This is a genomic window from Rubellimicrobium aerolatum, assembly GCF_017872975.1.
Lineage (GTDB): Bacteria > Pseudomonadota > Alphaproteobacteria > Rhodobacterales > Rhodobacteraceae > Rubellimicrobium > Rubellimicrobium aerolatum.
Genome location: NZ_JAGGJP010000002.1, coordinates 277,829 through 295,369 on the forward strand (window position 1 = coordinate 277,829; position 17,541 = coordinate 295,369).

The window sequence follows — 17,541 nt, forward strand, 5'->3', positions numbered from 1 at the left end:
GGACAGGTCAGGACACCCCATGAACACCCATTCCCAGATCGGCGCGGACCCCATCGACGCCACCCGCCTCGACCGGCTGGCCGAGCTGACGGTCAAGGTCGGCCTCAACCTCCAGCCCGGCCAAGACCTCCTCCTGACCGCGCCCGTCGAGTCGCTCCCCCTCGTTCGCCGCATCGCGGAACAGGCCTACAAGGCCGGCGCGGGCCTCGTGACGCCGCTCCTGTCGGACCCCGAGGTGACGCTCGCCCGCTACCGCCACGGCCAGGGGGATGGCTTCGACCATGCGGCCGGCTGGCTCTACGAGGGCATGGCCAAGGCCTTCGACGCCAACACCGCCCGCCTCGCCATCGTCGGCGATGACCCCATGCTGCTCGCGCAGGAGGACCCGGAAAAGGTGGGCCGCGCCAACAAGGCCCTGTCGCTCGCCTACACCCCCGCGCGGGAGCGCATCACCAACTTCGCGATCAACTGGAACATCGTGGCCTTCCCCGGCCGCGCCTGGGCGCAACGGATGTTCCCCGACCTTTCCGCCGACGAGGCGCAGGCCCGCCTCGCCGACGCCATCTTCGCCGCCTCGCGCGTGGACGGCCCGGACGCCGTGGCAGCCTGGGACGCCCACAACGCCGCCCTCCGCCAGCGCTCCGGCTGGCTCAACGGCCAATCCTTCGCCGCGCTCCATTTCACGGGTCCCGGCACCGACCTGACCGTGGGCCTCGCCGACGGGCACGAATGGATGGGCGGCGCGTCGCTGTCCTCCAACGGGATCGTCTGCAACCCCAACATCCCCTCCGAGGAGGTCTTCACCACCCCCCACGCGCACCGCGTCGAGGGCCACGTCGCCTCCACCAAGCCCCTGTCCCACCAGGGCACCCTGATTGAAAACATCCGCGTCCGCTTCGAAGGCGGCCGCATCGCCGAAGCTCGCGCCTCGCGCGGCGAGGCCGTCCTCACCAAGGCGCTCGACACCGACGAAGGCGCGCGGCGGCTGGGCGAGGTGGCCCTCGTCCCCCACGGCTCGCCCATCTCCGAGTCCGGGCTCCTGTTCTACAACACCCTCTTCGACGAGAACGCGGCGAGCCACATCGCGCTCGGCCAGTGCTACTCCAAGTGCTTCCGCGACCAGAACCTCCCCGAGGAGGAGGTCGCCGCACGCGGCGGCAACCGCAGCGCCATCCACATCGACTGGATGATCGGCTCGGGCCAGATCGACGTGGACGGCCTCAAGCCCGACGGCACCCGCGTCCCCGTCATGCGCCGGGGCGAGTGGGCCTGACGCCCCCGGCCCCGGTCGTCCCATCCGTCAGGACTGCGCAGGCAGCAGCGCGGCGACGATCGCGAACGTGTCCTGCCCCGAGGCGGCGGCGATGTCGCTCAGCGACTCGTCCGGCCCCGTGACGGCAAAGCCCGCCGCCGTCAGTCGGTCCACCAGCGCCTCGGGCGTGGTGCCCAGCGCGGGCGCGACCTCGGCGGGCGAATGGGCCAGGATCTGCTGGGCCAGCGCGAACTGCGGCGGGCCGCCCGCCGTGCCGCCCTCGCCCGTGGGGATCATGAAGGCCACCGCCGCCACCAGCGACGCCGCCAGCCCGATGGTCATCGGCAGCCGCCCCAGGTAGCCCATCATCGGCCGCCAGTTCTTCCAGACGTGCAGCACGAAGGGCACGATCAGCACGAGGCTCAGGATCTCGTGCATCTCGTGGAACAGGCTCTGCCCGACGCCCAGATAGAGGGCGACCCCCGAGATCAGGGACACGAGGAACAGCCCCGTGATGAAGGGCGTGGCGTAGCGTTGCAGCAGTCTGGACATGATGGTTCCCGATGGTGGCTGGGCGGGTGGCCCCGTCCGTGAAGCTTGTTCCTTCAACGCGGACGCGGCGCAGTTCCGTCGCGCCGCGCGAACATTTCCGCGAGGATCACGCCCCGCCCCGCACCGGCCGCACGCTCCGCAGCCGCAGCGCGTTGGTCAGCACGAAGACGCTCGACAGCGCCATGGCCCCCGCCGCCAGCACCGGCGACAGCAGCGTGCCGTTCACCGGCCACAGCACCCCCGCCGCCACCGGGATCAGCGCGGCGTTGTAGGCGAAGGCCCAGAACAGGTTCTGCCGGATGTTGCGGATCGTGGCGCGGCTCAGCGCGATGGCGTTCACCACCCCTCGCAGGTCGCCGCCCATCAGCACCACCTCGGCCGACTCGATGGCCACGTCCGTCCCCGTCCCGATGGCAAGCCCCACGTCCGCCTCGGCCAGCGCCGGCGCGTCGTTGATGCCGTCGCCCACGAAGGCCACGCGCCGCCCCCCCTCGCGCAACCGGCGGATCGCGGCGACCTTCCCCTCGGGCAGCACCTCCGGCACAACTTCGTCGATCCCGAGCCGCCGCGCCACCGCCTCGGCCGTCGCGCGGTTGTCGCCGGTGATCATCGCGACCCGTAGCCCCATCCCGTGCAGCGCCCGGATCGCCTCGGGCGTGGTCGCCTTGATCGGGTCCGCCACCGCGATCACCGCCGCGAGCCGCCCGTCGATGGCCGCATAGAGCGGCGTCCGCGCCTCCGCGCCCAGGGCCGCCGCCTCCGCCGCGAACCCCGCCACGTCGAGCCCAAGCCGCGCCATGTAGCGGTCGGCCCCGACCTCCACCCGCCGCCCGTCCACCGTCGCCGCGACGCCGAACCCCGGCAGCGCCTCGAACCCCGCGACGACGCCCAGCCGCAGCCCCTTCGCCTCGGCCGCCCGCGCCAGCGCCGCGCCGATGGGATGCTCCGACCGCGCCTCGACAGCCGCGACCAGCGCCAGCACCTCGTCAGGCGAAAACCCCGGCGCGGGCGACAGGTCCGTCAGCTCCGGCCGCCCCTCGGTCAGCGTCCCGGTCTTGTCGAGCGCCACCACCTCCACGTCCCGCAGCGACTGGAGCGCCTCGCCCCGCCGGAACAGCACGCCCATCTCGGCCCCGCGCCCGGTCCCGACCATGATCGAGGTCGGCGTCGCCAGCCCCATCGCGCAGGGACAGGCGATGATGAGCACCGCCACCGCGTTCACGAGGGCGAAACCCAGCGACGGCTCCGGCCCCCACACCAGCCAGATGACGAAGGTCAGCGCCGCCAGCCCCATCACCACCGGCACGAAGACCCCCGTCACCCGGTCCACCAGCGCCTGGATCGGCAGCTTGGCCCCCTGCGCCTCCTCGACCATGCGGATGATGCGGGACAGCACCGTGTCCGCCCCCACCCGCGTCGCACGGAAGGCGAAGGCCCCCGCGCCGTTGACCGTGCCGCCCGTGACCTCGGCGCCGACGCCCTTCTCCACGGGAACCGGCTCGCCCGAGATCATCGACTCGTCCACCCAGGACGCGCCCTCGACCACCAAGCCGTCCACCGGCACCCGCTCGCCCGGCCGCACCTCCACCACGTCGCCCGCGCGCAGATCGGCCAGCGGCACCTCCGCCACGCCCTCCCCGCGCCGCACCCGCGCCGCCTTGCCCTGCAACCCCGCCAGCCGCCGGATCGCCTCGGAGGTCCGGCCCCGCGCCCGCGCCTCCAGCAACCGCCCGAGCAGGATCAGCGTCACGATCACCGCCGCCGCCTCGAAGTAGACGTTGACGGTTCCGGGCGGCAGCGCCCCCGGCGCGAAGGTCGCGACCGTCGAGTAGCCCCAGGCCGCCAGCGCCCCCACGGCGACCAGCGAGTTCATGTCCGGCGTCCCCCGCCGCAGCGCGGGCAGCCCCCGCCGCAGGAACCGCCAGCCCGGCCCGAACACCACCGCCGTCGCCAGCACGAACTGGAGCAGCCACGACGCCCGCATCCCGATGGTGTCCATCACGAACACATGGACGGCGGGAATCAGGTGCGACCCCATCTCCAGCGCGAAGACCGGCAGCGTCAGCACCGCCGCGATCCCCACCGACCGCCGCAGCGCCGCCATCTCGCGCTCCCGCGCCGCCCGCTCCCGGTCCTCGCCCCCCGCCGCGATGCGATGCGGCTCGTAGCCCGCCTCGCGCACCGCCTCCTCCAAGACGGCCTCCGCCACGGCCCCTTGCGGGAACCGCACCGTCGCCCGCTCGGTCGCGAGGTTCACCGCCACGCCCGCCACGCCCGGCACCGCCTTCAATGCTTCCTCGACATGCGCCACGCAGGAGGCGCAGCTCATTCCCTCGACGCCCAGCTCCAGCACCGCCTCGGGCACCTCGTAGCCCGCCTCCTCGACGGCATGGACCAGCGCGACCGGATCGGGCGAGCCCGCCACCTCCGCCCGCCCGGTGGCGAGGTTGACGCCCACCGCCGTCACCCCCGGCACCTTGGCCAGCGCCTTCTCCACATGCGCCACGCAGGAGGCGCAGCTCATCCCCTCGACAGGCAGGCTGATCCGGCGGGTCTCGGGAAGATCGGAATGGGCCAGATCCTTCATGGCCGCCCCCTTGCATCGCATCCTACGGCTGTCACATAGGAACCGCCCCCCGGTCGCGGTCAACCCACGGCGTCCCCATGACGCAGGCTCCGCCGGGCGCGTCAGGAGGTTCCAGATGATCCGCTTCGACATCCCCGACATGACCTGCGCCGCCTGCGCCAAGCGCGTGACCCGCGCCGTGCAGGGCGTGGACCCCTCGGCCCAGGTCGAGGCCGACCCGCCGTCGCGCGAGGTCCGCGTGACCAGCGCCGCCCGGCCCGAGGCGCTGATGGCCGCGCTGGCCGAGGCCGGCTATCCCGCGACCGCCCGCGCCTGAACCCCGCCCTTGCGCCCCGCGCAAGGCTGGGGCCAGATGCGGCCATGGCCGACCCCTCCCTCTCGATCCTCGTCATCGACGAGAACCGCGCCCGCGCCGCGATCATCGAGGCCGGCCTGCGCGAGGCCGGGCACGACCGGGTGACGCTGATCCACTCCATGGCCGGCATAGCCCGCCGCATCCAGGAGGCCGCACCCGACGTCATCGTCATCGACCTGGAGAATCCCAACCGCGACATGCTGGAGGACATGTTCCAGCTCTCGCGCGCGGTGCGGCGCCCCGTCGCGATGTTCGTGGACCGATCCGACAGCACCTCCATCGCGGCGGCCGTGGAGGCCGGGGTCTCCGCCTATGTCGTGGACGGCCTCCGGCAGGAGCGGGTCAAGCCCATCCTCGACATGGCGGTGAGCCGCTTCAACGCCTTCGCGCGGCTGGCGCGCGAGCTTCAGGACGCCCGCGACGAACTGGAGGGCCACAAGGTCGTGGACCGCGCCAAGCGCCTCCTGATGAAGCAGAAGCGCATCGGCGAGGAGGAGGCCTACGCCCTCCTTCGCCGCACCGCGATGAACCGGAACCGCCGGATCGCCGACATCGCCCAGAGCCTTCTGACCGCTGCCGACCTCCTGGGGGACGACCTGTGACGACGCACCGGATCACGGCGGGCTTCATGCCGCTCCTCGACAGCGCGATCCTGGTCGCGGCGCGCGCCAAGGGCTTCGCCGAGGCCGAGGGGATCGACCTGTCTCTCCTGCGGGAAACCTCTTGGGCCAACATCCGCGACCGCATCGCCGTGGGGCACGTGCAGGTGGCGCATATCCTCGGTCCCATGCCCATCGCCTGCAACCTCGGGCTGACCGCCTTCGCCGCGCCGATGGTGGTGCCGATGGCGCTGGGCCTCGGCGGCAACGCCGTCACCGTGTCGAACGCCCTTTGGACGCTGATGGAGGCGGCTGGCGCGCGGCCCGACCTCGCCCCCGCCGCCGCCGGACGGGCGCTGCGCGAGGTGGCGGCCCGGCGCGCGCGCGACGGCTGGGCGCGGCTCCGCTTCGCGGTCGTCCACCGCCATTCCGGGCACAACTACGAACTGCGCTACTGGCTCGCCGCCTGCGGGCTGGTCCCCGGCCGCGACATCGACATCGTCATCCTGCCGCCGCCCCTGATGCCCGACGCCCTCGCCTCGGGCGCGCTCGACGGCTTCTGCGCGGGAGAGCCCTGGAACACCGCCGCCGTGATGCACGGCTCGGGCCGCGTCGCCACCGTCAAGGCGGCGATCTGGCGCAACAGCCCCGAGAAGGTGCTCGGCGCCGACGCCGCCTGGGCCGAGGCCCACCCCGACGCGCTCGACGCCCTCCTGCGCGCGCTCCACCGCGCCTCCCTCTGGTGCGGCACCCCCGCGAACCGCGAGGAGCTGGCCACTCTCCTCGCCGACCCCGCCCATGTGGGCTGCCCCGCCGACTGGCTCCTCTCGGCCCTGTCGGGCGAGCTGCGAACCGGTCCCGGCGTTACCGCCCGCGTCCCCGATTTCATCGTGCCGCAGGCCTCGGCCGCGACCTTCCCGTGGAAAAGCCACGCGCTCTGGTTCTACAGCCAGATGGTGCGCTGGGGGCAGATCGCCCACGACCCGGCGGCGACGGCCATCGCGCGCGACACCTACCGCCCCGACCTCTACCGCCGGGCGCTGGGGCCGCTGGGCGTCGGCCTCCCCGCCGCCAACGCCAAGGTCGAGGGCGCGCTGACCCGCCCCACCCCGGTCGGCGGCGCGGGGGCGGGGCTGACCCTCGGCCCGGACGGCTTCTTCGACGGCACCCGTTTCGACCCCGATTCGCTCGACGCCTACATCGCCGCGCAGGCCCTGTCCGATTCCGCCCAAACGGCGTGACGTCGCCGCCCATCCGCTGGGCAGTCCGCGAACCGCCCGCCGCCGCAGCGCGGCACAGGGCGCAACGCCCAAAATCAGGGCAGTTCATGTATATGAAAAATATGCGTTTTCCAGGAAATTCCGGGTTGGCCGACGCCCGGACTTAGGCTACGAAGGGCCATCCTCCCACTTCGGCGCCCAACGACGGACGCCAGGCAAAGCCGCCGGTTCAGGAGCTCGGGCCACCTCCCCTCGGGGTGCGTCGCGACCCCCCTGACGGCGGCTTTTTCCCATTCCCCCAGCCACGCGCGGCCCGCGCCAGGAGAAGCCCCATGCCCCAAGCCCGTCCCGACTCCGCCTCGCCCCCACGGGCGCTCGCCCTTTCGACGGTCGCCTTCACCGTCTGCTTCGCGGTGTGGACGATCTTCTCGATCATCGGCATCCGCATCAAGGAGGAGCTGGGGCTGAGCGAGACCGCCTTCGGTCTCCTGATCGGGATGCCGGTGCTGTCGGGCTCGCTCGTGCGGCTCGTGCTCGGCATCTGGACCGACCGCTTCGGCGGACGGCTGGTCTACACGGCGACGATGCTCCTCGCCGCCGCCGCGACGGTGATGCTGTCCTTCGCCACCACCTACAACCAGATGCTCGTCGCCGCCCTCGGCGTGGGTCTCGCCGGCGGCTCCTTCGCGGTGGGCGTGGCCTATGTCTCCCGCTTCTACCCCTCCGACAAGCAGGGCACCGCGCTCGGCATCTTCGGCGTCGGCAACGTCGGCGCGGCCGTGACCAAGTTCGTCGCCCCCTTCGTCCTCGTGGCCTATGGCTGGCAGACCACCGCCCTCGTCTGGGCCGCCGCCCTCGCCGTCATGGCCGTCGTCTTCTGGTTCTCGACCGAGGACGATCCGGTGACCCGCGCCCGCCGCGCCGGCCAGGCTGGCCCCGCCCGCCCCTTCCTCAAGGAGTTCGAGCCCCTCCGCGACCTCCGCGTCTGGCGCTTCGCCCTCTACTACTTCTTCGCCTTCGGGGCCTTCGTCGCCCTCGCCCTCTGGCTGCCGCGCTACCTGGTCGGCGTCTACGGCTTCGACATCAAGACCGCCGGCATGATCGGCGCCGCCTACTCGATCCCGGCCTCCGTGGTCCGCGCCTGGGGTGGCCACCTGTCCGACCGCATCGGCGCGCGGCGGGTGCTGTGGTGGACCTTCGGAGTCTCGGCGGTCTGCACGCTGATCCTGTCGGCCCCCTCCTCGGGCAACGCCGCCGACGGCACCGCGACCGCCGCCCTTTCCACCCCGGTCTTCATCGCCGTGATCTTCGCGCTGGGCTTCTTCATGGCCCTGGGCAAGGCCGCCGTCTACAAGCACATCCCCGTCTACTACCCCGCCAACGTCGGCGCCGTGGGCGGCCTCGTCGGCATGATCGGCGGCCTGGGCGGCTTCGTCCTCCCCCTCGCCTTCGGCGCGCTCAAGGACGCGACCGGTCTGTGGTCGAGCTGCTTCCTCCTGCTCTTCCTCCTCGTCGCGGCCTGCACCCTCTGGATGGGCTCGACGATCCGCCGGATGAACGCCGCCCCCTCCCCCCTCCCGGCCGAGTGAGCCCCGCGCGGCGGCCCCCCGCCGCGCCCTCCCCAGCCCCCGAGCCAAGGACCCCCTGAAATGACCGAACGCCTCGTCATCATCGGCAACGGCATGGCCCCCGGCCGGATGCTGGAGCACCTCCTCGACGCCGCGCCCGCCGCCTACGACGTGACCATCTTCAACGCCGAGCCGCGGGTGAACTACGACCGCATCATGCTTTCCCCCGTGCTATCGGGCGAGAAGACCTACGACGACATCGTGATCCACGACGACGCCTGGTATGCGTCCCACGGCATCACCCTGCACCGGGGCCACCGCATCGCCAGCATCGACCGTGACGCGAAGACCGTCACCTCCGAGGGCGGCATCACTGCCCCCTACGACCGGCTCGTGATCGCCACCGGCTCCAACCCCTTCATGATCCCCGTGCCGGGCAAGGATCTCCCCGGCGTCCTCGCCTACCGCGACCTCGACGACGTGCAGACCATGCTCAGGATGGCGGAACGCGGCGGCCGCGCCGTGGTCATCGGCGGCGGCCTGCTGGGGCTGGAAGCGGCGGCGGGCCTGAAACAGCGCGGCATGGAGGTCACGGTCCTCCACGTCATGCCGACGCTGATGGAGCGCCAGCTCGACCCCGCCGCCGGCTACCTGCTGGAGAAGGAGCTGAAGCGGCGCGGCATCCACGTCATTACCAAGGCCAACACCAAGGCCATCCTCGGCCGCACCCACGTCCAGGGCGTCGAACTCGCGGACGGCACGCAGATCCCCGCGAGCCTCGTCGTCATGGCCGTGGGCATCCGCCCGAACGTCCAGATCGCCAAGGACGCCGGGCTGGAGGTCGGGCGCGGCATCGTCACCACCGACGCCATGCAGACCTCCGACCCGGCGATCTACTCCGTCGGCGAATGCGCCGAGGTCGGGGGCCAGGTCTACGGCCTCGTCGCCCCCCTCTACGAGCAGGCCCGCGTCCTCGCCGCCCACCTGTCGGGCGACACCGCGCCCCGCTTCGTCCATGTGGACACGCCCACCAAGCTCAAGGTCACCGGCATCGACCTCTACTCGCTCGGCGACTTCGCCGAAGGCGACGACCGCGAGGAGATCGTGCTCCGCGACGCCTCCGCCGGCGTCTACAAGCGCCTCGTCCTCAAGGACAACGTCATCATCGGCACCGTCCTTTACGGAGAGACGGCGGACGGCGCGTGGTTCAACGACCTCAAGAAGAAGGCTACCGACGTCTCCGCGATGCGGGACACGCTGATCTTCGGGCAGATGTTCCAGGGTGGCACCCAATCGGACCCTCTCCAGGCCGTTGCGGCCCTCCCGGATGACGCGGAGATCTGCGGCTGCAACGGCGTCTGCAAGGGGCGGATCACCGGCGCGATCCGGTCCAAGGGCCTGACCGACCTCGACGGCGTGCGCGCCCACACCAAGGCCAGCGCCTCCTGCGGGAGCTGCACCGGCCTCGTCGAGAAGATCCTCAAGCTGGAGCTGGGCGACGCCTTCAACCCCGCCGCCGTGCAACCGATGTGCCCCTGCACGACCCACGGCCACGACGAGGTGCGCCGCCTGATCCGCGCCAAGGCCCTCAAGACCATCCCCGCCGTCATGCAGGAGCTGGAATGGTCCACCTCCTGCGGCTGCGCCAAGTGCCGCCCCGCGCTCAACTACTACCTCGTCTGCGACTGGCCCGAGGACTACCGGGACGACTACCAGTCCCGCTTCATCAACGAACGCGTCCACGCCAACATCCAGAAGGACGGCACGTATTCCGTGGTCCCCCGGATGTGGGGCGGCATGACCTCCTCCTCGGAACTCCGCGCCATCGCCGACGTGGTGGACAAGTTCGACATCCCCGCCGTCAAGGTCACGGGCGGCCAGCGCATCGACATGCTGGGCATCCGCAAGGAGGATCTGCCCGCCGTCTGGGCCGACCTTGGCAAGGCAGGCTTCGTCTCCGGCCAAGCCTACGCCAAGGGCCTCCGCACCGTGAAGACCTGCGTGGGCAACACCTGGTGCCGCTTCGGCACGCAGGACTCCACCGGCCTCGGCATCCGGCTGGAGAAGTTCATGTGGGGCTCCTGGACCCCCGCCAAGCTCAAGCTCGCCGTCTCCGGCTGCCCCCGCAACTGCGCCGAGGCGACCTGCAAGGACATCGGCGTCATCTGCGTGGACTCGGGCTTCGAGATCCACTTTGCCGGCGCGGCGGGCCTCGACATCAAGGGCACCGAGGTGCTGGGCCACGCCGCCACCGAGGACGAGGCCCTGGAGATCGTCGTCGCCCTCACCCAGATGTATCGCGAGGGGGCTCGCTACCTCGAACGCATCTACAAATGGACCAAGCGGATCGGCGTCCCCGAGATCAAGAAGCAGATCATCGACGACCTCCCCCGCCGACGCGCCTTCTTCGACCGCTTCGTCCACTCCCAACGGTTCGCCCAGGTGGACCCCTGGTCCGAGCGCGTCTCGGGCAAGGACAAGCACGAGTTCAAGCCCATGGCCGTCGTGGGCTATCAGGAGGCCGCGGAATGACCATCTGGATCGACATCGGCGCGCTGGACGACGTGCCCCTTCGCGGCTCGCGCTGCGTCGCCACCCCCACCGGCAAGGTCGGCGTCTTCCGCACGGCGGACGACCGCGTCTTCGCCATCCGCAACGAATGCCCCCACAAGGGCGGCCCCCTGACCGAAGGCATCGTCCACGGCCATTCCGTCACCTGCCCCCTCCACAACTGGGTCATCTCATTGGAGACCGGCGAGGCGCAGGGCGCCGACGAGGGCGCGGTCGGGACGATCCCCGTCCGGCTGGACTCCGGCCGCATCCTCCTCCTGCGCGCCGCCATCGCGGCCAAGGCGGCGGCGTGAGCGTCGAGGTCCGCACCACCTGCCCCTACTGCGGCGTGGGCTGCGGCGTCCTCGCCCGCCTCGACGGCGACCGCGCCCAGGTCCGGGGCGACCCCGACCACCCCGCCAACCTCGGCCGCCTCTGCTCCAAGGGCGCGGCCCTGGCCGAGACGCTGGCCCTCGGCGGACGCCTCCTCCAGCCCGAGGTCGCGGGCCGGCCCGCGACCTGGGACGCCGCCCTCGACCTCGTGGCCCGACGCTTCACGGACACCATCGCGCAGCACGGCCCCGACTCCGTCGGCTTCTACGTCTCCGGCCAGTTGCTGACCGAGGACTACTATCTCGCCAACAAGCTGATGAAGGGCTTCCTCGGCAGCGCCAACATCGACACCAACTCGCGCCTCTGCATGGCCTCCTCGGTCGCCGGCCACCGCCGGGCCTTCGGCGAGGACATCGTGCCCGGCACCTACGAGGACCTCGAACAGGCCGACCTCGTGGTGCTCGTCGGCTCCAACCTCGCCTGGTGCCACCCGGTCCTGCACCAGCGCCTCCTCGCCGCGCGCGCCCAACGCGGCACGAGGATCGTCGTCATCGACCCCCGCCGCAGCGCCGCCGCCGAGGACGCCGACCTCCACCTCCCCCTCCGCCCCGGCTCGGACGTGCTGCTGTTCAACGGCCTCCTCGCCCACCTCGCCGCCACCGGCGCGACCGACCCGGATCACATCGCGCAGCACACCACCGGCTTCGCCGACACCCTGGCGCTGGCCCAGTCCGACGCCCCCGACCGCGCCCGCGTCGCCAAGGGCTGCGACCTCCACCCCGCCGACCTCGCCCGCTTCTACGACTGGTTCGCCACCACCCCCCGCACCGTCACCGTCTACAGCCAGGGCGTGAACCAGTCCGCCCACGGCACCGACAAGGTCAACGCGATCCTCAACTGCCACCTCGCGACGGGGCGCATCGGGCGCGAGGGCATGGGCCCCTTCAGCATCACCGGCCAGCCCAACGCGATGGGCGGGCGCGAGGTCGGCGGCCTCGCCAACCAGCTCGCCGCCCACATGGCCTTCACGCCCGCCGAGACCGACCGCGTGTCCCGCTTCTGGACCGCCCCCAACATCGCGATGAAACCCGGCCTCAAGGCCGTGGAGATGTTCGAGGCCGCCCGCACCGGCCGCCTCAAGGCGCTCTGGATCATGGGCACCAACCCCGCCACCTCCATGCCCGACGCCACCCGCGTGCGCGAGGCCCTGCGCCGCTGCCCCTTCGTCGTCGTCTCGGACGTGACCCGCACCGACACGACCCGCTTCGCCCATGTGATCCTCCCCGCCGCCGCCTGGGGCGAGAAGGACGGCACCGTCACCAACTCCGAACGCCGCATCTCCCGCCAGCGCGCCTTCCTTCCCCTCCCCGGCGAGGCCCGCCCCGACTGGGAGATCATCGCCGAGGCCGCCCGCCGCATGGGCTTCGCCGACGCCTTCCCCTACCAGACCCGCGCGGAGATCTTCCGCGAGCACGCCGCCCTGACGGCCTTCGAGAACGACGGCGACCGCCTCCTCGACCTCGGCGCGCTGTCGGACCTCCCCGACGCCGACTACGACGCCCTGCCCCCGACCCAATGGCCCGCCCGTCGCGGCACCGAGCCGGGGGGCCGCCTCCTCGCGACCCGCGTCCCCACCCCCGACGGCCGCGCCCGCCTCGTCCCCGTCCGCCACGAAGGGCCCGCCCGCCCGGTGGACCGCGACTTCCCCATCGCCCTCACCACCGGCCGCCTCCGCGACCAGTGGCACACCATGACCCGCACCGGCCTCGTCCCCCGCCTGATGGCCCACGCGCCCGAGCCCGTGCTCGACCTCGCCCGCCGCGAGGCGCAGGCCCTCGCCCTCCAGGACGGCGACCTCGTGCAGATCGACAGCCCCCACGGCCAGGCCCTCGCCCGCCTCCGCATCAGCGACGCCCTCCGCCCCGGCGAGGCCTTCCTGCCGATGCACTGGAGCGGCCTCTACGCCGCCCGCGCCTCCTCCGGCCCCGTCTCCAACCCGGCGACGGACGCCCATTCCGGCCAGCCCGAGCTGAAGCACGTCCCCATCCGCGTCACGCGCGCGACCGTCCGCTGGTCCGGCCTCCTCCTGACGAAGCGCGATCTCCGCCCCACCGGCCTCCTCCACTGGAGCCGCGCCCCCGTCCCCGGCGGCTGGGCCTACGAGCTGGCCGGGGCCGAGCCGCCCGCCGAGGGCACCCTCCTCGCCCGCGCCCTCCTCCCCGCCGCGATCCGCGACACCCTCATCGACTACGCCGACAAGCGCGCCGGGACATGGCGGGCCGCCGCCCTCGACGCCGGGGGCCGCCTGACCGAGGCCCTCCTCGTCGCGCCCCCCGGCCGCCTCCCGGACCGCGCGTGGCTCCTGTCGCTCCTCGCGGACGGCCAGCCCCTCGCCCCCGCCGACCGCCGCGCGCTCCTGTCGGGCCGCGCCCCCACGCCCCTGCCCGACAAGGGCCGCATCGTCTGCGCCTGCATGAACGTCGGGCTCAATGACATCGCCAGCGCCGTCCGCGCTGGCGCGACGACCGTCGAGGCGATAGGCCAGCTCACCAGGGCCGGCACCAACTGCGGCTCCTGCCGCTCCGAGATCCGGGAGTTGATCCATGCGCAACGTCTCCTTGCCGCCGAGTGACGCCTCCTCCGCCGGGCCCGCGCGGGTCGAACCCCTCTCGGTCCTCCCCGTCTTCTTCGACCTCCACGGCAAGCGCGCCCTCGTCGCCGGCGGCACCGACCCGGCGGCGTGGAAGGCCGAGCTGCTCGCCGCCGCCGGGGCCGACGTGACCGTCGCCGCCGAGACGCTGGACGACGAGATGGCCCGCCTCGTCGCCGCCGGCACCGTCCGCCACCTCGCCCGCGACTGGACCCCCGACCTCCTGCACGGCTGCGCCCTCGCCATCGCCGACGAGGAGGACCCTGAACGCGCGCAAGGTTTCGTGGACGCCGCCCGCGCCGCCGCCGTCCCCGTCAACGTCATCGACAACCCGGCCTTCTGCCAGTTCCAGTTCGGCTCGGTCGTCAACCGCTCGCCGGTCGTTGTCGGCATCTCCACCACCGGCGCGGCCCCGATCCTCGGCCAGGCCGTCCGCCGCCGGATCGAGACGCTGCTCCCCCGCTCCCTCGCCCAGTGGGGGGCGCTCGCGCAGCGCCTGCGCGACACCGTGACGGACCGCCTCGCCCCCGGCCCCGCCCGCCGCGCCTTCTGGGAATCGCTCGTGGACCGCGCCTTCGGCCCCGCGCCCGAGGCGGACGCCGAATCCGACCTCCTGAAGCTGATCGACACCCCCGCCCCCAAGGGCGGCCACGTCACCTTCGTCGGCGCCGGCCCCGGCGACCCCGAGCATCTGACCCTCAAGGCCGTCCGCGCCCTGCAATCCGCCGACGTGATCCTCTTCGACGACCTCGTGTCCGATGGCGTCCTCGAACTCGCCCGGCGCGAGGCCAAGCGCATCCTCGTCGGCAAGCGCGCCGACCGCCCCTCCTGCAAGCAGCACGAGATCAACGACCTCATGGTGACGCTCGCCCGCGCCGGCCGCCGCGTTGTCCGCCTGAAATCCGGCGACCCCATGATCTTCGGCCGCGCCGGAGAGGAGATCGCCGCCCTGAACGCCCACGGCCTCCCCTACGACGTCGTCCCCGGCATCTCGGCGGGCCTCGCCCTGGCCGCCACCCTCGGCACCTCCCTCACCCACCGCGACCACGCGAAGTCCGTCCGCTTCGTCACCGCGCACAGCAAGCATGGTGGCCTCCCCGAGGACATGAATTGGCACGCCATCGCCGACCCCTCGGCCACGACCGTCATCTACATGGGCGCGCGCATGGCCGCCCGCCTCTCGGACCGCCTCCTCGCCCTCGGGATGCCCGCCGACACCCCCGTCGCCATCGGCCAGGCGCTGGGCCGCCCCGGCCAGCGCACCGCGACCGCCACCCTCGCCACCCTGCCGCAGGCCGTGGCCGCGCACGACCTGTCGCAGCCCATCGTCATCGGCCTGGGCCGAACCTTCGGCGAGGCGCGCGCCGACACCGCCCAAAGCGTCGACGCCCGGATCGTCGCTGCCTGACCCGGCCGCCGACAGCCCCGCGCGCTGGTCGAGCCGCCGGCTCCGCGCGCGAACCCCGGCGCCCCGGCAGGTAAGCGCGCAGGACCCGGCAGGTTCCCGCCAACTCGCGACGATCACCCTGACAAAGCCGCGTTTGCGCCCCGCCCTCGTCACCTTACCCTGCCAGGGTCACGATGCGCCTTTCCTGCCCAGGGACCTTCGCCCATGCCCAAGACCGCCTCCCTCAAGACGCTCGTGGCCTACCTGACCGACGGCTACTGGGACGACATGGGCAGCCCGTCGCACAGCTTCTCGGGCCACCGGATCGACGTGAACCTGTCGGGCCTCGACGCCGACGCCAAGGCCGCGGCCCGCGCCGCCTTCGCCGCCTGGGAGATGGTGGCCGACCTCGACTTCCGCGAGGTGTCCTCCGGCGGCCGGATCACCTTCGACCCCACCTACGGCGGTGCCACGACCAATGCCATCATCAAGGGTGGCACCACCACCAGCGCCACCGTCCGGATCGGCACCGGCTGGAGCGACAGGTACGGCACCGACCCCGGCACCTACGGCTTCCAGACCTACCTGCACGAGATCGGGCACGCCCTGGGCCTGGGCCACATGGGCCTCTACGCCGGCGGGGCCACCTACGACAACGCCAACTTCGCCAACGACTCGTGGCAGATGTCGGTGATGTCCTACCTCGACCAGAACGAGAACCGGAGCCCCGCCGTCAAGGCCGACAAGGCCTATGTCGTGGGCCCGATGATGGCCGACATCGCCGCGATCCAGGATCTCTACGGCACGCCCTCGGGCGGCGTCACCGCCGGGGCGACCCGCTACGGCCAGGGCTCGGACCTCGGCACCTACCTCGATTCGGTCTTCGCGGGCGGCCTGACCTACGCCCTCACCCTCTATGACGAAGGCGGGCGCGACCTCATCGACTTCTCCGACGACACCCGCGCGCAGGCCGTCAACCTCGCGGGGGGGAAGTTCTCCTCCGTCTACGGCAAGACCGGCAACCTCGGCATCGCCACCACCACCGTGATCGAGGATTACCGCGCCGGCTCGGGCGCGGACGTGGTGACGGGCAACAAGGCCCGCAACGTCATCGACGGCGGCGCCGGCGACGACCGGCTCTCGGGCGGGGACGGCAACGACCGCCTCCGGGGCGGAGAGGGCGACGACCGCCTCCGGGGCGGCAAGGGCAACGACCGGCTCGACGGCGGCGCGGGCGACGACCGGCTGAGCGGCGGCGGCGGGGCCGACAGCTTCGCCTTCGGGGTCGGCCGCGACACCGTGCTTGACTTCGCCGACGACCAGGACCGGATCGTGCTCGACCGCGACCTCTGGGGCGGCGCGGACCTTTCGGCCGCGCAGGTGCTCGACCGCTTCGGCCGCGTGGACGGCGACGACGCGGTGCTGGCCTTCGACGGCGGCCACGAGCTGCGGATCGCCGGCCTCGCCGACCTGGGCGCGCTCGCCGACGACCTCGCCTTCGCCTGAGCCGCCACAAGGCCGCTCCGGGGCCGCCCGCACCGTGCCCGGCCCGGCCTGTCCCGGCTCGGCCCGTCAGTTCTCCAGGATGTCGCGGTGGTGCCGCCACAGGAACAGGAGGCCCACGGCTCCCGTCGCCAGCGCCACGCCGAAGACATAGGCCGGCGACACATAGGCGGGCTGGTAGCCATGGTAGAAGCCCGTCCGCACCTCGGCGATGATGTGGACGATCGGGTTCCAGACCAGCCAGGCCTGCCACTGCACCGGCAGGCGGTCGATCAGGAGCATGATGCCCGACAGGAACAGCATGGGCCGCATCATCACGCCCCAGATGCTCCCCCAGAGCGGGAACATCGTGCTCAGGAAGCAGTTCAGGGTGCCGATGCCCGCCGCCAGCGCGGCCGCCATCGTGAAGCCCAGGACGATGTGCGACAGCACGAGCTGCGTCCCCGTGTCCATGAGCAGCCGGATGCCCCCCAGCAGCACGTAGGCCACCAGGAGCTGCGTGATGAGCTGCACGACGAAGCGCGCGATCAGCGCGTCCACCACCGTCACCCGCGGATAGCTCAGGAGGTTGCGCGAATAGGTCAGCGCCTGCGCGGTGCGGTTGCTGATGTGGATATAGGTGAAATAGGGCATCAGCCCGGTGGCGTAGAAGATGGCGAAGTTCGATCCCAGCCCCGGGGTCCGCGCGCCGATCGCCATGAACAGCCAGGTCATCAGCGCCACGCCCGCGACCGGCTCGATGATGGTCCACAGGTAGCCGCCGGGCTTGCGGCCGTTGCTCGTGGTCATCTCCCGCAGGATCAGGGCCACCACCACGCGCAGCGTCGCGAATCGCATCTGCCGGTGCACGGACCGGAGCCGGGGGCTGTCGGGGATCGTCGTCATGGCGGGCCGGATACCAGGGAGGGACGGCGGAGGACGAGAGAGGAGCGGCCGCCCCGCCCCGGCGCTCCGCCCGGACGCGGCATCATGGCCCCGGCGGGCC

Annotated in this window: 13 protein-coding genes; 10 read left to right on the plus strand and 3 right to left on the minus strand. The window is 72.4% G+C overall.

All coding sequences use genetic code 11. The annotated features are described in order from the left end of the window. Positions 1-19: 19 nt before the first annotated feature. The gene (locus J2Z33_RS03545) at positions 20-1,273 is read left to right on the plus strand and encodes an aminopeptidase (protein WP_209837959.1); all 1,254 of its coding nucleotides are present in this window, start codon (positions 20-22) and stop codon (positions 1,271-1,273) included. Between the two features lie 27 nt (positions 1,274-1,300). Here J2Z33_RS03545 and J2Z33_RS03550 read toward each other — a convergent pair whose 3' ends face one another. Together J2Z33_RS03550 and J2Z33_RS03555 are read right to left on the minus strand one after the other, a co-directional pair. After that, complete coding sequence (locus J2Z33_RS03550; RefSeq protein ID WP_209837960.1) at positions 1,301-1,804, minus strand: DUF4405 domain-containing protein; 504 nt, start codon at positions 1,802-1,804, stop codon at positions 1,301-1,303. A gap of 106 nt (positions 1,805-1,910) precedes the next feature. Beyond that, on the minus strand, positions 1,911-4,391 hold the full coding sequence (locus tag J2Z33_RS03555) for a heavy metal translocating P-type ATPase (protein ID WP_209837963.1): 2,481 nt from the start codon (positions 4,389-4,391) through the stop codon (positions 1,911-1,913). Between the two features lie 115 nt (positions 4,392-4,506). Here J2Z33_RS03555 and J2Z33_RS03560 point away from each other — a divergent pair, with 115 nt between their 5' ends. The 9 genes from J2Z33_RS03560 to J2Z33_RS03600 all read left to right on the plus strand — a co-directional run bounded on the left by J2Z33_RS03560 (position 4,507) and on the right by J2Z33_RS03600 (position 16,559). After that, a complete protein-coding gene (locus J2Z33_RS03560; protein WP_245218514.1) occupies positions 4,507-4,707 on the plus strand; it encodes a heavy-metal-associated domain-containing protein in 201 nt (66 codons plus the stop codon). A 44-nt stretch (positions 4,708-4,751) separates the two neighbouring features. Further along, on the plus strand, positions 4,752-5,348 hold the full coding sequence (locus J2Z33_RS03565; protein WP_209837964.1) for an ANTAR domain-containing response regulator: 597 nt from the start codon (positions 4,752-4,754) through the stop codon (positions 5,346-5,348). Beyond that, complete coding sequence (locus J2Z33_RS03570) at positions 5,345-6,586, plus strand: CmpA/NrtA family ABC transporter substrate-binding protein (protein WP_342454120.1); 1,242 nt, start codon at positions 5,345-5,347, stop codon at positions 6,584-6,586. Before J2Z33_RS03565 ends, J2Z33_RS03570 begins: the two co-directional genes overlap by 4 nt. 311 nt (positions 6,587-6,897) lie before the next feature. After that, positions 6,898-8,154 carry an MFS transporter gene (locus J2Z33_RS03575; protein ID WP_209837966.1) on the plus strand — a complete coding sequence of 419 codons (1,257 nt, stop codon included), beginning with the start codon at positions 6,898-6,900 and terminating at the stop codon, positions 8,152-8,154. Between the two features lie 60 nt (positions 8,155-8,214). Then, on the plus strand, positions 8,215-10,665 hold the full coding sequence (nirB, locus tag J2Z33_RS03580; RefSeq protein ID WP_209837968.1) for a nitrite reductase large subunit NirB: 2,451 nt from the start codon (positions 8,215-8,217) through the stop codon (positions 10,663-10,665). Beyond that, positions 10,662-10,997: a nitrite reductase small subunit NirD gene (gene nirD / locus J2Z33_RS03585; protein WP_209837971.1), complete on the plus strand. Its 336-nt coding sequence runs from the start codon at positions 10,662-10,664 to the stop codon at positions 10,995-10,997. Before nirB ends, nirD begins: the two co-directional genes overlap by 4 nt. Beyond that, positions 10,994-13,648, plus strand: a complete 2,655-nt coding sequence (locus J2Z33_RS03590) for a nitrate reductase (RefSeq protein WP_209837972.1) — start codon at positions 10,994-10,996, stop codon at positions 13,646-13,648. The genes nirD and J2Z33_RS03590 overlap by 4 nt, the downstream gene beginning before the upstream one ends. After that, positions 13,620-15,074: a siroheme synthase CysG gene (cysG, locus tag J2Z33_RS03595; protein WP_209837973.1), complete on the plus strand. Its 1,455-nt coding sequence runs from the start codon at positions 13,620-13,622 to the stop codon at positions 15,072-15,074. Before J2Z33_RS03590 ends, cysG begins: the two co-directional genes overlap by 29 nt. Before the next feature lie 204 nt (positions 15,075-15,278). Continuing rightward, the gene (locus J2Z33_RS03600) at positions 15,279-16,559 is read left to right on the plus strand and encodes a M10 family metallopeptidase (protein ID WP_209837974.1); all 1,281 of its coding nucleotides are present in this window, start codon (positions 15,279-15,281) and stop codon (positions 16,557-16,559) included. A gap of 66 nt (positions 16,560-16,625) precedes the next feature. Here J2Z33_RS03600 and J2Z33_RS03605 read toward each other — a convergent pair whose 3' ends face one another. Further along, a complete protein-coding gene (locus J2Z33_RS03605) occupies positions 16,626-17,441 on the minus strand; it encodes an ABC transporter permease (RefSeq protein ID WP_245218515.1) in 816 nt (271 codons plus the stop codon). Positions 17,442-17,541 lie beyond the last annotated feature (100 nt).

Excerpts from the sequence above, each read along its gene's own strand:
- J2Z33_RS03545 (WP_209837959.1), top strand. The coding sequence starts at position 20 with ATGAACACCCATTCCCAGATCGGCGCGGACCCCATCGACGCCACCCGC.
- J2Z33_RS03550 (WP_209837960.1), bottom strand. The coding sequence starts at position 1,804 with ATGTCCAGACTGCTGCAACGCTACGCCACGCCCTTCATCACGGGGCTG.
- J2Z33_RS03555 (WP_209837963.1), bottom strand. The coding sequence starts at position 4,391 with ATGAAGGATCTGGCCCATTCCGATCTTCCCGAGACCCGCCGGATCAGC.
- J2Z33_RS03560 (WP_245218514.1), top strand. The coding sequence starts at position 4,507 with ATGATCCGCTTCGACATCCCCGACATGACCTGCGCCGCCTGCGCCAAG.
- J2Z33_RS03565 (WP_209837964.1), top strand. The coding sequence starts at position 4,752 with ATGGCCGACCCCTCCCTCTCGATCCTCGTCATCGACGAGAACCGCGCC.
- J2Z33_RS03575 (WP_209837966.1), top strand. The coding sequence starts at position 6,898 with ATGCCCCAAGCCCGTCCCGACTCCGCCTCGCCCCCACGGGCGCTCGCC.
- nirB (WP_209837968.1), top strand. The coding sequence starts at position 8,215 with ATGACCGAACGCCTCGTCATCATCGGCAACGGCATGGCCCCCGGCCGG.
- nirD (WP_209837971.1), top strand. The coding sequence starts at position 10,662 with ATGACCATCTGGATCGACATCGGCGCGCTGGACGACGTGCCCCTTCGC.
- cysG (WP_209837973.1), top strand. The coding sequence starts at position 13,620 with ATGCGCAACGTCTCCTTGCCGCCGAGTGACGCCTCCTCCGCCGGGCCC.
- J2Z33_RS03600 (WP_209837974.1), top strand. The coding sequence starts at position 15,279 with ATGCCCAAGACCGCCTCCCTCAAGACGCTCGTGGCCTACCTGACCGAC.
- J2Z33_RS03605 (WP_245218515.1), bottom strand. The coding sequence starts at position 17,441 with ATGACGACGATCCCCGACAGCCCCCGGCTCCGGTCCGTGCACCGGCAG.